This is a genomic window from Streptomyces sp. NPDC051569, assembly GCF_044454085.1.
In the GTDB taxonomy this organism is placed as follows: Bacteria; Actinomycetota; Actinomycetes; order Streptomycetales; family Streptomycetaceae; genus Streptomyces.
This window is the reverse complement of record NZ_JBITDJ010000002.1, coordinates 458,651-472,786: the sequence shown is the minus strand read 5'-3', so window position 1 is coordinate 472,786 and position 14,136 is coordinate 458,651. Positions and strand designations below refer to the sequence as shown.

11 protein-coding genes are annotated in these 14,136 nt (G+C 70.0%); 5 read left to right on the top strand and 6 right to left on the bottom strand.

Annotated elements, in window-relative coordinates; all coding sequences use genetic code 11:
- The first annotated feature begins 102 nt into the window (after nucleotides 1–102).
- Nucleotides 103–1,014 (top strand): sugar phosphate isomerase/epimerase family protein, encoded by a 912-nt coding sequence (locus ACIBAE_RS05075; protein WP_399282409.1) that lies wholly within the window; start codon nucleotides 103–105, stop codon nucleotides 1,012–1,014.
- A 304-nt stretch (nucleotides 1,015–1,318) separates the two neighbouring features.
- Complete coding sequence (locus ACIBAE_RS05070) at nucleotides 1,319–1,516, top strand: helix-turn-helix transcriptional regulator (RefSeq protein ID WP_399282408.1); 198 nt, start codon at nucleotides 1,319–1,321, stop codon at nucleotides 1,514–1,516.
- Between the two features lie 90 nt (nucleotides 1,517–1,606).
- Here the strand turns inward: ACIBAE_RS05070 and ACIBAE_RS05065 are convergent, their stop codons facing one another.
- Nucleotides 1,607–3,853 carry an MMPL family transporter gene (locus ACIBAE_RS05065; protein ID WP_399282407.1) on the bottom strand — a complete coding sequence of 749 codons (2,247 nt, stop codon included), beginning with the start codon at nucleotides 3,851–3,853 and terminating at the stop codon, nucleotides 1,607–1,609.
- A gap of 142 nt (nucleotides 3,854–3,995) precedes the next feature.
- On the opposite strand from ACIBAE_RS05065, the gene ACIBAE_RS05060 reads away from it, so the two are divergent.
- Together ACIBAE_RS05060 and ACIBAE_RS05055 are read left to right on the top strand one after the other, a co-directional pair.
- On the top strand, nucleotides 3,996–4,682 hold the full coding sequence (locus ACIBAE_RS05060; protein WP_399282406.1) for a TetR family transcriptional regulator: 687 nt from the start codon (nucleotides 3,996–3,998) through the stop codon (nucleotides 4,680–4,682).
- Between the two features lie 145 nt (nucleotides 4,683–4,827).
- Nucleotides 4,828–5,079: a heavy-metal-associated domain-containing protein gene (locus ACIBAE_RS05055; protein WP_399282405.1), complete on the top strand. Its 252-nt coding sequence runs from the start codon at nucleotides 4,828–4,830 to the stop codon at nucleotides 5,077–5,079.
- A 435-nt stretch (nucleotides 5,080–5,514) separates the two neighbouring features.
- Here ACIBAE_RS05055 and ACIBAE_RS05050 read toward each other — a convergent pair whose 3' ends face one another.
- The 5 genes from ACIBAE_RS05050 to ACIBAE_RS05030 form a co-directional block, all read right to left on the bottom strand.
- Nucleotides 5,515–6,813 carry a citrate synthase gene (locus tag ACIBAE_RS05050; protein WP_399282404.1) on the bottom strand — a complete coding sequence of 433 codons (1,299 nt, stop codon included), beginning with the start codon at nucleotides 6,811–6,813 and terminating at the stop codon, nucleotides 5,515–5,517.
- Nucleotides 6,814–7,027: 214 nt separating this feature from the next.
- The gene (locus ACIBAE_RS05045; RefSeq protein ID WP_399282403.1) at nucleotides 7,028–9,229 is read right to left on the bottom strand and encodes an ATP-dependent RecD-like DNA helicase; all 2,202 of its coding nucleotides are present in this window, start codon (nucleotides 9,227–9,229) and stop codon (nucleotides 7,028–7,030) included.
- A gap of 507 nt (nucleotides 9,230–9,736) precedes the next feature.
- Nucleotides 9,737–10,528: a sugar phosphate isomerase/epimerase family protein gene (locus ACIBAE_RS05040; RefSeq protein ID WP_399282576.1), complete on the bottom strand. Its 792-nt coding sequence runs from the start codon at nucleotides 10,526–10,528 to the stop codon at nucleotides 9,737–9,739.
- Nucleotides 10,529–10,605: 77 nt separating this feature from the next.
- The gene (locus ACIBAE_RS05035; RefSeq protein WP_399282402.1) at nucleotides 10,606–11,766 is read right to left on the bottom strand and encodes a dihydrodipicolinate synthase family protein; all 1,161 of its coding nucleotides are present in this window, start codon (nucleotides 11,764–11,766) and stop codon (nucleotides 10,606–10,608) included.
- Nucleotides 11,763–12,914 (bottom strand): Gfo/Idh/MocA family protein, encoded by a 1,152-nt coding sequence (locus ACIBAE_RS05030; protein WP_399282401.1) that lies wholly within the window; start codon nucleotides 12,912–12,914, stop codon nucleotides 11,763–11,765. Before ACIBAE_RS05030 ends, ACIBAE_RS05035 begins: the two co-directional genes overlap by 4 nt.
- A gap of 132 nt (nucleotides 12,915–13,046) precedes the next feature.
- Here ACIBAE_RS05030 and ACIBAE_RS05025 point away from each other — a divergent pair, with 132 nt between their 5' ends.
- Nucleotides 13,047–14,129 carry a LacI family DNA-binding transcriptional regulator gene (locus ACIBAE_RS05025; protein WP_399282400.1) on the top strand — a complete coding sequence of 361 codons (1,083 nt, stop codon included), beginning with the start codon at nucleotides 13,047–13,049 and terminating at the stop codon, nucleotides 14,127–14,129.
- Nucleotides 14,130–14,136: the final 7 nt, after the last annotated feature.

Here is a 14,136-nt window from a genome sequence, read left to right as displayed (position 1 = left end):
TCACCCACTCCTCATGCCCCCTCCGAAGCCCGGTCAACGCTTTGTCCTTACATTCGGACGAAGGCTTGACACTCTTTCCGCGCGGCCGGAAGGCTGGAACGTATGACCTCCTCCGTACCCTCACTGAACCGCATCCGGGTCGGGTCGGCCCCCGACTCCTGGGGGGTGTGGTTTCCCGACGACCCCCGACAGGTCCCCTGGCAGCGCTTCCTCGACGAGGTGGCCGAGGCCGGCTACGAGTGGATCGAACTCGGCCCCTACGGCTACCTCCCGGCCGACCCCGCCCGGCTGGGCGAGGAGACGGCCCGGCGCGGCCTGAAGGTCTCGGCCGGCACCGTCTTCACGGGGCTGCACCACGGCCCCGCCGTCTGGGAGAAGACCTGGGCGCATGTCGCGGACATCGCGGCGCTCACCCGGGCGATGGGCGCGGACCATCTGGTCGTCATTCCCTCCTTCTGGCGCGACGACAAGACCGGTGAGGTCCTGGAGGACCGCACCCTCACCGCGGCGCAGTGGCGCGATCTGACCACCCAGACCGAACGCCTCGGCCGCGAGGTCCAGGACCGCTACGGGCTGCGGATCGTCGTGCACCCGCACGCCGACACCCATATCGACAGCGAGGAGAACGTCAGCCGCTTCCTCGACGCCACCGATCCCTCACTGGTCTCGCTCTGCCTGGACACCGGGCACTACGCCTACTGCGGCGGCGACAGCGTCAAGCTGATCGAGACCTACGGCGAACGGATCGGCTATCTCCATCTCAAGCAGGTGGACCCGGAGATCCTCGCCGAAGTCGTCGCGGACGAGGTGCCGTTCGGACCGGCCGTCGGTCGAGGCGTGATGTGCGAACCACCGGCCGGGATCCCCGCCCTGGAGCCGGTCCTGGCGGCGGCACAGCGGCTGGATGTCGATCTCTTCGCCATCGTCGAACAGGACATGTATCCGTGCCCGCCCGACAAGCCCTTCCCGATCGCCGCCCGCACCCGCCGCTTCCTGCGGAGCTGCGGCGCCTGAAGCGTTCATCACGTCCACCCGCGGCCTCGGAAGATCCCCTATCCGGCCTCAAAACATCGAACTTGTGGACTCTCTGCGCACTCACGGCCAAGGCGCCATATGTGCCGTGCGTGTCACAAGCATCCCCTTACCGTCACACATATCTCCATTACGCGGGTCTTCCGTCACGGGGAGGCGACAACCCGGCCCCCTTCATCACTCTGCGTCGCTCATTGGGCACAGGCTGAGTGATCGCCAGCACATGCCGCAGCTCCCTCGACGGCCCACAGGCCGCCTCTGCGGCACATGCGGGGAGGTACTACTGATGACGGACAAAAAGCTCTGGTCCTACAAGGAGATCGCGGCGCACATCAGGGTGCAGCCGGACACCGTCCGCTCCTACCGCAAGCACGGACTGCTTCCACCGCCCGACCATGTCGAGAACGGCAAGCCCTACTGGTACGCGGACACCGTCCGCGCCTGGGTGGCCAACCGCCCCGGCAACAGAGGCACCCGGAACTGACCGGCACCGGCGGGACCGGAGGCTGATGAGGGGCCCGGCGGCGGGGTCCCGTACCGATCCGGTACGGGACCCCGCCCCGCTTCCCGGCCGTCAGACGCCCGCCGGGTCGCGGTCCCGCCCGGCCGGTGCCGGGAGGTCCTCGACGGCCGGCGGCGGACCGCCCTCGCTGAGGCCGAACCGGTCGTGGAAGCGGCGCAGCGGGGCCGGGGCCCACCAGGTCGCCTTACCGGTCAGCTTCATCACCGCGGGGACCAGCAGGCTGCGCACCACCATCGCGTCCATGACCACGGCGAGCGCGATACCGAGACCCAGCATCTTGGTGTTGGTCACCCGCGAGGTGCCGATGCCCACCATGACCACGGCGAGGATGACGGCGGCCGCGGTGATCAGGCCGCCCGTACGCCGGAGCCCGAACGCCACCGCCCGCCCGTGGTCCCCGCCACGGTCGTACTCCTCCTTGATACGGGAGAGCAGAAAGGCTCCGTAGTCCATGGAGAGCCCGAAGGCGACACAGAACATCAGGACCGGCAGCGTCGTCTCGATGTCCCCGGTGGAGGTGAAGCCGAGCAGCCCGGAGAGGTGGCCGTCCTGGAAGACCCACACCACCGCGCCGAACATCGCCGTGAGGCTCAGCGCGTTGAGCACGACAGCCTGGATCGGTATCAGCACGCTGCCGGTGAGCAGGAAGACCAGGAGCAGGGTCACCACCGCGACGATCCCCGCCGCCCAGGGCAGCCGGTCGGCTATGGCGTCCTTGGAGTCGACCAGGATGGCGGCGCTTCCGGTGACGGAAGCATCGAACGCGGCCGGCTCGGCGCGGAGTTCCCGCACGAGCCGCTGGGAGTCCTCCCCCACCGCCTCCCCCCGGGCCAGTACCGTGAAGTACGCGTGCGCGCCGGAGGTGACCGGCCCCTCGACCCGCAGCACACCCGGCAGCCCGGATATCCGGCTGCGGAAATCGGCGTACTCGGTGGGTGTGGCCGCGCCTTCGGCGAGCACCACCAGGCCGCCGCCGGGTCCGCCGGGGAAGCCGTCCCGTATCTCCTGCTGGACCACCCGGGACTCGGCGCTCGACGGCAGCTGACGGTAGTCGGCGGTACCGAACTTCACGCCGAGGAACGGCAGTCCGAGCAGCACCAGTCCGGCCGTGGTGGCGAAGGCGAAGAGCGGGGCCCGGCGCATCACGAGCGCCGCCACCCGCCCCCAACCGGCCCCCGGCTCCGCGGCCGCTCCCGGCACGGGCGGAGCACTCCCGGTGCGCCGGCTCCGCCGGTCCCGGCGCAGCAGCCGCCGCAGATCCAGGGCATTGACCCGGTGGCCCAGCAGCATCAGCGCGGCGGGCAGCAGAATCAGCGCGGCGGCCGCGGCCAGCAGCACCACCGCGATCCCCGCATAGGCGAAGGAACGAAGGAAGTACTGCGGGAAGACCAGCATGGCGGCCAGCGACACCGCCACGGTCAGTGCGGAGAACAGCACCGTCCGTCCGGCCGTGCGCAGCGTGATGCCCACGGCGTCCCGCACCTCGGCCCCTTCGGCCAGCTCCTCGCGGAACCTGCGGACGACGAACAGGGCGTAGTCGACGGCGAGTCCGAGCCCGAGGGCCGTCGTGAGGTTCTGTGCGAAGACCGAGACATCGGTGAACTCGGTGATGGCGCGCAGCACGGCGTTCGTCCCCAGGATGGCGACGATGCCGAGTCCGAGCGGCAGCAGTGCGGCAACCGCGCTGCCGAAGACCATCACCAGCAGGACCAGCGTCACGGGCAGGGCGATCAACTCGGCCCGCAGCAGATCCTCCTGGATGAGGTCCTGCATCTCGTGCTGCACGGCGACGGGTCCACCGAGAGAGACCCGCAGAGGTCCTTGCTCCCCGCGGAATTCGGGGGCCACGCGGTCCAGGACAGCGGCGGCGGTCTTCTCGTCGCCTTCGATCCTCGCCGCGATCAGCGCTTGCCGCCCGTCCTCGGCGCGCAAGGCGGCCGCCCCCGTCCGCCAGTACGACCCGACCCCGGTGATGCCCTTCTCGGACGCGAGCCGCTCGGTGAGCCGCTCGGCCTCGGCGGCGACAGCGGGGTCGTCCACGCTCCGGTCCCCGCTGTCGACGAGCAGCAGCAGATTCGGCTGCGAGGCGGGAAACTCCCGCTCCAGCGCCCTGGTGGCGTACGTCGACTCGGCGTCGGGGTCCTGCCAGCCCCCGCTGCCCATCCGGTCGGCGACCCCGCTCCCGGCGACCACGGCCAGAGCTGTGATCACGAGGGCGACCAGGAGAGAGAGCCGCGGGCGGGCGGTGACGAACCGGGTCCATCCCCCGAGACGCGGTTCCGTGTTGACTTCGGACATGGTGCGGTGTCCCCTTCACCGTGACCCGTGGCACGGGTCGGCCATTGCCATAGAGTGAAAACACGAGCCATCGCTCGCATTAGTCAAGAATGCGAGCGATCACTCGTGTTTGTCAACCGATCCAGGAAAGCCGGGGATTCATATGCCGGAGGCGAACAGCGACAGCGGCGAGGCCGGGGCGGGAAAGCCGCGCCGGCGACAGGCCCGGGGCGAGCGCCGCATCGCCCAGCTTCTCGAAGCGGCGGCTCACGTCTTCTGCACCACCGGCTACACCGCCGCGAGCACCAATTCCATCGCCCGCGAGGCCGGCGTCTCCCCCGGCACGCTCTACCAGTTCTTCCCCAACAAGGAAGCGATCGCCGTCGAACTGGGCGACCAGCTCCTGCGCCGCTGGCGCGAGACCTACGGTCAGGCGTTCCTGCCGGCCCACCTCGGCCTGCCACTGGACCAGCTGCTGGACGCCGTCCTCGACCCGCTGATCCAGTTCAACCGCGAGAATCCGGCGTTCGCCGTCCTGATGCACGGCTCGGAGATCCCCGGCCAGGTCGTCCAGGAGCACGACGCCCTGCACTCCTCCATGCTCACCCGGGTCGAGGAGATCCTGGGCGGCTACCTCCCCGACGCACCGAAGGCCGATCTCACCCGCATCGCGACCACCACCTTCGCCATGTTCAAGGCCGGTCTGGATCTGATCCTGTCCCGGGAACCCGAGGAGCGGGACGCGTACACCGCGGAGCTGAAGACGGTCATCTTCCGCTATCTGCAACCGTTCGCCGGAGAGGCCGCGTGCGCCCCCGACCACATCGGCAAACAGGCGTCGCCCAGCTGACCCGCGCGAAACCCGCGCCCACTCCTTTTGATACCCCCTAGGGGTACAGGGGTACAGTCGGGGGGAGAACGGGAACCTGGTCACGACCGGGATGCCCCGCCGACCCTGGCCCCCAGCGCCACAGCCCCCCGAAAAGGAGAGCGTCATGACCGCCGAGACGAAGACCCAGGCTGATCAGGCCGGACAGGTCACCACGGTCTACCAGGTCACCGGAATGACATGCGGCCACTGCGAGGGAGCGGTCGCCGGCGAGATCTCCGAGATCGAGGGCGTCACCTCCGTCCAGGCCGCGGCCACCACCGGACAGGTGACCGTGGTATCCCGGACCCCCCTGGAGGACGCCGCCGTACGCGCCGCCGTCGACGAGGCGGGATACGAGCTGGCCGGGCAGATCTGAGGCGCCGCTCGCGTCTCAGGAGCCGGTCTTACCAATTCTTTGCACCCGGCCTCCTTCACATGAGCCACAGGACCTTCACAACGAGACCTAGATCACATAGATTAAGGGGTAACCATCCGGGCAGCTCGCGTGTCTAAGAGGACGATGCCAGAGAACGTCTTGGGGGACGTTCGACGGCATGTCATGGGGTGTCTTGGGGGACATCCCGGACAAGCGATTGGCCGGGGCACGTGCACCGGGGAGCTTTGAGCGGCCCTCCCGTACGTACCCCGGTCAGAGCGTCGCGAGAAGCTTCTGCTGGTTACGGCAGAGACGCCCGGCCGGATCCCGTGGGGGGAATCCGCTCCGGGGATATGGAAAGCGCCCCGTTCGTCGACCCGTGGGGGGATCGGCGGCGGGGCGCTTTTCGTTGAAAGCGAGCGCTGGACGCAGGCGTCAGCGGGACTCGACCGGGACGAAGTCGCGCAGGACCTCACCCGTGTAGATCTGGCGCGGGCGGCCGATGCGGGAGCCGGGCTCCTTGATCATCTCGTGCCACTGCGCGATCCAGCCGGGCAGCCGGCCGAGCGCGAACAGCACGGTGAACATCTCGGTCGGGAAGCCCATGGCCCGGTAGATCAGACCCGTGTAGAAGTCCACGTTCGGGTAGAGCTTGCGCTCGACGAAGTAGTCGTCGGCCAGCGCGTGCTCTTCGAGCTTGAGCGCGATGTCGAGCAGCTCGTCGGACTTGCCGAGCGCCGAGAGGACATCGTGCGCCGCCGCCTTGATGATCTTCGCCCGCGGGTCGAAGTTCTTGTAGACGCGGTGCCCGAAGCCCATGAGCTTCACGCCGTCTTCCTTGTTCTTCACCTTGCGGATGAAGGTGTCCACGTCGCCGCCGGACGCCTGGATGCCTTCGAGCATCTCCAGCACCGACTGGTTGGCGCCACCGTGCAGCGGGCCCCACAGCGCGCTGATACCGGCGGAGATCGAGGCGAACATGTTCGCCTGCGAGGATCCGACGAGACGCACGGTGGACGTCGAACAGTTCTGCTCGTGGTCCGCGTGCAGGATCAGCAGCTTGTCGAGCGCGGCGACCACGACCGGGTCGGGCTCGTACTCCTGCGCCGGCACGGAGAACGTCATCCGCAGGAAGTTCTCGACATAGCCGAGATCGTTGCGCGGGTAGACGAAGGGGTGGCCGATCGACTTCTTGTAGGCGTACGCCGCGATCGTCGGCAGCTTGGCGAGCAGCCGGATCGTGGAGAGGTGACGCTGCTTCTCGTCGAACGGGTTGTGGCTGTCCTGGTAGAACGTGGACAGCGCGCTGACCACGGAGGACAGCATCGCCATCGGGTGGGCGTCACGGGGGAAGCCGTCGTAGAACCGCTTGACGTCCTCGTGCAGCAGGGTGTGCTGAGTGATCTCGTTCTTGAACGAAGCCTGCTCGTCGACCGTCGGCAGCTCGCCGTTGATCAGCAGATACGCCACCTCGACAAAACTGGACCGCTCGGCCAGCTGCTCGATGGGGTAGCCGCGGTAGCGCAGGATGCCCTGCTCGCCGTCGAGGTAGGTGATCGCGGACTTGTAGGCGGCGGTATTGCCGTAGCCACTGTCCAGGGTCACCAGACCGGTCTGAGAACGGAGCTTCCCGATATCGAAGCCCATGTCGCCGACGGTGCTGTCGATCACCGGGTAGGTGTACTCGCCGTCGCCGTACCGCAGTACTACCGCGTTGTCGCGTTTCTCGCTCACGTCATCCCTCACCGACGTAGTGCCTCTTCTTCGAGGTGCCCTGACTGTCTCTACCATCCCCCATTTGGCTCAGGAGAGTGCACTCGGGGTCGGCCATTGGGCCTATTGGCGGCACTCAGTGCCGCCAACCTGGTCATCCTGCCCCCTTCGCCCCCGTTTCGAAAGTCCCCGGTGACGTTTCGCACGCCGCCTCAGCCGGTGGGCCGTACCCGGTTCAGCCCGCGAGGCGGTGGTCGAGGGCGGTGAAGCGCCTGCCCGCGGAGACCGTACGGACCGCCTGGCCTATGGCCTTGCGGGAACCGACCAGCACCACGAGCTTCTTGGCGCGGGTGACCGCCGTGTAGAGCAGATTCCGCTGGAGCATCATCCAGGCCCCGGTGGTGACCGGAATGACCACGGCCGGATACTCGCTGCCCTGGGAGCGGTGGATCGTCACGGCGTACGCGTGGGCCAGCTCGTCCAGCTCGTCGAAGTCGTACGGCACCTCCTCGTCCTCGTCCGTCAGCACCGTCAGCTTCTGGTCTTCCAGATTGAGCGAGGTGACCACCCCGACCGTGCCGTTGAAGACGCCGTTCTCCCCCTTGTCATAGTTGTTACGGATCTGCGTGACCTTGTCGCCCACCCGGAAGACCCGGCCGCCGAGCCGCTTCTCGGGCAGCTCGGGTCTGGCGGGCGTGATGGCCTGCTGGAGCAGCGCGTTCAACGCGCCCGCGCCGGCCGGCCCGCGGTGCATCGGCGCCAGGACCTGCACATCACGCCGGGCATCCAGACCGAATCGGGCGGGAATCCGCCGGGCCGCCACATCGACCGTGAGCAGCCCCGCGTCCTCGGTCTCCTCCTCCACGAAGAGAAAGAAGTCGCTGAGGCCCTGGGTGATCGGCCGTACTCCGGAATTGATGCGGTGGGCGTTGGTGACCACCCCCGACTGCTGGGCCTGCCGGAAGATCCGGGTCAGCCTCACCCGGGGCACGGGACCTCCCTCGGCCAGCAGATCCCGCAGCACCTCACCGGCCCCCACCGAGGGGAGCTGGTCCACATCCCCGACGAGCAGCAGATGCGCGCCCGGTGCGATCGCCTTGACCAGCTTGTTGGCCAGCAGCAGATCCAGCATCGACGCCTCGTCGACCACCACCAGATCGGCGTCCAGCGGCCGGTCCCGGTCGTACGCCGCGTCCCCGCCCGGCTTGAGCTCCAGCAGCCGGTGCACGGTGGACGCATCGGCGCCGGTCAGCTCGGCGAGCCGCTTGGCCGCCCGCCCGGTGGGGGCGGCCAGCACCACCTTGGCCTGCTTGGCCCGCGCCAGCTCGACGATCGAGCGGACGGTGAAGGACTTCCCGCAGCCCGGCCCGCCCGTCAGGACCGCGACCTTCTCGGTGAGCGCGAGCCGGACCGCCTGCCGCTGCTCGGGGGCCAGCTCAGCACCCGTACGGCCGGCCAGCCACGTCAACGCCTTGTCCCAGGCCACATCCCGGAAGGCCGGCATCCTGTCCTCCCCGGTGCGCAGCAGCCGCAGCAGCTGGGCGGAGAGGGACAGCTCGGCGCGGTGGAAGGGGACGAGATAGACGGCGGTGACCGGCTCGCCGCCCTCCGGCCCCGGCACCGATTCCCGTACGACCCCCTCCTCCTCGGCGGCCAGCTCGGCGAGGCACTCGATGACCAGCCCGGTGTCGACCTGGAGCAGCTTCACGGCATCCGCGATGAGCTGCTCCTCGGGCAGGAAGCAGTGGCCCTGGTCGGTGGACTGGGAGAGGGCGTACTGCAGTCCCGCCTTGACCCGCTCCGGGCTGTCGTGCGGAATGCCGACGGCCTGGGCGATCCGGTCGGCGGTGAGAAAGCCGATGCCCCAGACGTCGGCCGCCAGACGGTAGGGCTCGTTCCTGACGACCGAGATCGAGGCGTCGCCGTACTTCTTGTAGATGCGGACGGCGATGGAGGTGGAGACGCCGACACCCTGGAGGAAGACCATGACCTCCTTGATGGCCTTCTGCTCCTCCCAGGCGGCCGCGATCAGCTTCGTGCGCTTGGGGCCGAGGCCGGGGACCTCGACGAGTCTCTTCGGCTCCTGCTCGATGATGTCCAGGGTGTCCAGGCCGAAGTGCTCGACGATGCGGTCGGCGATCCTCGGGCCGATGCCCTTGATCAGGCCGGAGCCGAGATAGCGGCGGATGCCCTGGATCGTCGCCGGAAGGATGGTGGTGAAGTTGTCCACCGTGAACTGCTTGCCGTACTGCGGATGCGCGGCCCAACGGCCCTCCATGCGCAGCGACTCGCCCGGCTGCGCGCCGAGCAGCGCGCCCACCACGGTGAGGAGATCGGAGCCCCGGCCGGTGTCGACCCGGGCGACCGTGTAGCCGTTCTCCTCATTGGCGTACGTGATCCGCTCAAGGACGCCTTCGAGCACTGCTGGACTGGACATGCCCCGACGCTACCGCCCGGCTCCGACAGGGTGGTGTGCCTGTGGACAAGTCCGGCTCCGGCCACGGCACGGGAGCGGCGCCACCAGTTGCGCCCATCCCCGCACCGCAAGGCCCACGGTGCGACACAAGGGCGCGTGACAAGGGGCCCGGTCCCATGGACCGGGCCCCACGCGCTCCCCCTCCGTCAGAGCCTTCCCATCCCCCCGGATCCACCCCGAAGGCCCTGATGACGTATGAGACTCACGTCACCCGGGAAGGGTTGCACGATTCCGTACGGTGATTTTCCCGGGGCAGCGAGATCAGCGCGGCTGCCTCCCCGCTGATGGGAGGCGAGGACGCGGCCGAGGACGATGGTGCTGTCCACACCGTGGAACCGTCGGCAGAGCCCGGTCACCGGGCACGGTGGACGCGTCGGGCAGCCCGAAGGACCCGCGAAGAGCGACCCGCCCCGCACGCCTTCTCACGCTCCGCCCTCATGACCGCGTATGCGCCGCCGCCCTCGGGAGCTACAGCACGTGGCGCACGTACCGTTCGGCGACCTCGGCGAGCAGTTCCACGCCGTCCCTCGCCCATAGTTCGTCGTTGAACAGCTCCACCTCGATCGGGCCCGTATAGCCGGCCGCGTCCACGCGCTCGCGCCAGGCCCGCAGGTCGACCGCGCCGTCGCCGAGCTGCCCTCGGCCGTTGAGGACGCCGGCCGGGAGTGGGGTCGTCCAGTCGGCGAGCTGGAAGGAGAAGATCCTCGCCCCCGCACGGGCGACGGCGGCGGGAGCTCTGTCGTCCCACCAGAGGTGGTACGTATCGACGACCACGCCGACCTGGTCGGCGGGGAAGCGTTCCGCGAGTCCGAGGGCCTGGTCGAGGGTGGAGACCACGCAGCGGTCGGCGGCGAACATCGGGTGCAGCGGCTCGATCGCGAGCCGGACGCCCCGCTCGCCCGCGTACGGTGCCAGTTCGGCCAGCGCGTCCGCGACGCGTTCGCGGGCGGCGGGCAGGTCGCGGCCGCCCGGCGGGAGCCCGCCGGACACCAGGACCAGGGTGTCGGTGCCCAGGACCGCCGCCTCGTCGATCGCCGCGCGGTTGTCGGCCAGTGCCTCGGCCCGCCGGCCGGGGTCGTCGGCGGTGAGGAATCCGCCCCGGCAGAGCGTGGTGACCGTGAGCCCGGCGTCCCGTACCAGCATGGCGGCCGCCTCGACCCCGTACGCCTGGACGGGTTCGCGCCACAGACCCACCCCGGGCACGCCGAGGCGCACGCAGGCCTCGGTCAGCTCGGGCAGGGGCAGTTGCCTCACCGTCATCTGGTTGATGCTGAAGCGCCTCAGATCGCTGTCCGGCCGGCCGGTCACCGGTTTACTCCGTACCCGCCGGGCGTCGGTCACTGGTCCACTCCGTACACGCTGAGCAGGGACGCCATCCGGGCCCGCGCCACCGCCGGATCGGGAAAGAGGCCGAGCCCGTCCGCCAGCTCGTAGGCCCGCGCCAGATGCGGCAGCGAGCGGGCCGACTGGAGGCCGCCGACCATCGCGAAGTGGTCCTGGTGGCCCGCCAGCCAGGCGAGGAGGACCACGCCCGTCTTGTAGAAGCGGGTGGGTGCCCGGAAGAGATGGCGGGAGAGCTCGACGGTGGGGTCGAGCAGCTCCCGGAAGCCCTTCACGTCGCCGGTGTCCAGGACACGTACGGCGTGCGCGGCCAGCGGCCCCAGGGGGTCGAAGATGCCGAGCAGCGCATGGCTGAAGCCCTCGTCGTCGCCCGCGATGAGCTCGGGGTAGTGGAAGTCGTCGCCCGTGTAGCAGCGCACACCCTCCGGCAGCCGGCGGCGCAGCTCGATCTCGCGCCGGGCGTCCAGGAGCGAGATCTTGATCCCGTCGACCTTGTCGGGATGTTCCGCGATGACCTGGAGGAAGGTCTCGGTGGCCGCGTCGAGATCCCGACTGCCCCAGTAGCCGTCCAGCCCGGGATCGAACATCGGGCCGAGCCAGTGCAGGACGACCGGCTCGGCCGCCTGCCGGAGCAGGCGCGCGTAGACGCCGAGGTAGTCGTCAGGGGTCGCGGCGGCCGCCGCGAGGGCGCGGGAGGCCATCACGACGGCCTGGGCGCCCGTCTCCTCGACGAACGCCAGCTGCTCCTCGTACGCGCTGCGGACTTCGTCCAGGGAGTGTGGGCCCGGCGTGAGCTGGTCGGTGCCCGCGCCGCAGGCGATCCGGCCGCCCACGGCCTTGGCCTCGGCGGCCGAACGGCGGATCAGTTCGGCCGCGCCCGCCCAGTCCAGGCCCATGCCGCGCTGCGCGGTGTCCATGGCCTCGGCCACCCCGAGGCCGTGCGACCAGAGGTGGCGGCGGAAGGCGAGGGTGGCGTCCCAGTCGACGGCGGCGGGCGCGTCGGGGCTGGTGTCGGCGTACGGGTCGGCGACGACATGGGCGGCGGCGAAGACCGTACGGGAGGCCAGGCGCGGCCCGCCCACGGCGAAGCGTGCGGGTTCGGCGCGCGGCGTGTACGGACGGAATCCGCCGCCGGGGGCGGGCAGCCTGAGCGTCACAGGGTCAGCTCCGGCACGGCGAAGCGGCGGCCCTCTTCCGAGGACCGCAGGCCCAGTTCGGCGAGCTGCACCCCGCGCGCGCCCGCGAGAAGGTCCCACCGATACGGCTCACCGAGCGCGACATGACGCAGGAACAGCTCCCACTGCGCCTTGAAGCCGTTGGCGAATTCGGCGTTGTCCGGTACCTCCTGCCACTGGTCGCGGAAGGACTCGGTGGCGGGCAGGTCCGGGTTCCAGACCGGCTTGGGAGTGGCGCTGCGGTGCTGGACGCGGCAGCGGCGCAGACCGGCGACGGCCGAGCCGTGTGTGCCGTCGACCTGGAACTCGACGAGTTCGTCGCGGTTGACCCGGACCGCCCAGGAGGAGTTGATCTGCGCGACGGCCCCGCCTGCCAGCTCGAAGATGCCGTACGCGGCGTCGTCGGCGGTCGCGGCGTACGGCCCGCCCCGCTCGTCCCAGCGGCGCGGGATGTGTGTGGTGATGTGCGCCTGGACGCTGGTGACCCGTCCGAACAGCTCGTGCAGGACGTACTCCCAGTGGGGGAACATGTCGACGGTGATGCCGCCGCCGTCCTCGGCGCGGTAGTTCCAGGAGGGGCGCTGCGCCTCCTGCCAGTCGCCTTCGAAGACCCAGTAGCCGAACTCTCCTCTCACGGAGAGGATCTCTCCGAAGAAGCCGCCCTCGACGAGGCGCTTCAGCTTGAGCAGGCCAGGCAGGAAGATCTTGTCCTGGACGACGCCGTGTCTGATCCCGGCGCCACGGGCGAGGCGGGCCAGGTCGAGTGCGCCGGCGAGGTCGGTCGCGGTCGGTTTCTCGGTATAGACGTGCTTGCCGGCCTCGATCGCCTTTCTGACGGCTTCGACGCGGGCGGAGGTGACCTGGGCGTCGAAGTAGATGTCGACAGTGCTGTCCGTCAGGACGGCGTCCAGGTCCGTGGACCATTCGGTCAGGTCGTGACGGCCGGCGATCTCCCTGAGGGCGTGTTCACGGCGACCGACGAGGACGGGTTCGGGCCACAGCACGTCGCCGTTCCCGAGGTCGAGGCCGCCCTGTTCGCGGATCGCGAGGACGGAGCGCAGCAGGTGCTGCCGGTATCCCATCCGCCCCGTGACGCCGTTCATGGCGATCCGCACTGTCCTGCGTGTCACGAAGTTCCCTCCATACGACCGTAGCAAGCGCTTTCTATAGGGTATGAAGCTAGCCTGCGACCGCGGCCCGGACAAGAGCGGGACCGCGATCCCACCCGTACCCCGATCCCACCCGTCCCCCGGAGGAAAGCGATGACTGTCACCCTGGCGGATGTGGCGGCCCGCGCCCGGGTGTCGCCCGCCACCGTCTCGCGCGTACTGAACGGCAACTACCCGGTCGCCGCTGCCACCCGGGAACGCGTGCTGCGGGCGGTGGACGAGCTGGACTACGTACTGAACGGACCGGCCAGCTCACTCGCCGCCGCCACCTCCGACCTGGTCGGCATCCTCGTCAACGACATCGCCGACCCGTTCTTCGGGATCATGGCCGGGGCGGCGCAGACCGAGATCGGCGGGCAGGAGGGCACCGGCCGGGCGGGCGGCGAGAAGCTCGCCGTCGTCTGCAACACAGGCGGCTCGCCCGAGCGCGAACTCACCTACCTGACCCTGCTGCAGCGCCAGCGCGCCGCGGCCGTCGTCCTGACCGGCGGGGCACTGGAGGACCCGGACCATATCGCCGCGATGTCCGCCAAGCTGGCCAGACTCGCGGACGCGGGCACCCGGGTGGTGCTCTGCGGGCGCCCGCCGCTGCCGGGCAGCGACGCGATCGTGGCCGCGCTGGCCTTCGACAACCGGGGCGGCGGGCAGCGGCTGACGGAGCATCTGCTCGCGTTGGGGCACCGCAGGATCGGCTACGTCGCGGGCCCGGTGGAGCGGACGACGACCCGGCACCGGCTGGAGGGGCACCGGGCGGCGCTGCGGGCGGCGGGACCGGCCGGGGGCGCGGCGGGCGGCGAGGACGAATCGCTGACCGTACACGGGTCGTACACGCGGCGCTCCGGGTACGAGGCGACGCTGGAGCTGCTGCGGCGGGCGCCGGATCTGACGGCCGTGGTGGCCGCGAACGACACGGTGGCGCTGGGGGCCTGCGCGGCGGTGCGCGATCAGGGGCTGCGTATCCCGCAGGACATCTCGGTGGCGGGCTTCGACGATCTGCCCTTCTCGGTGGACGCGGTGCCGGCGCTGACGACCGTACGGCTGCCGCTGTACGAGGCGGGAGCCCGGGCGGGCCGGCTGGCGATGGGGACGGAGGCGCCGCCGCCGGGAGGGATCGCCACGATCGCGGCGGAGCTGCTGGCGCGCGCGTCGACGGCGCCGCCACCGTCACGGACGTAGCGGCGCC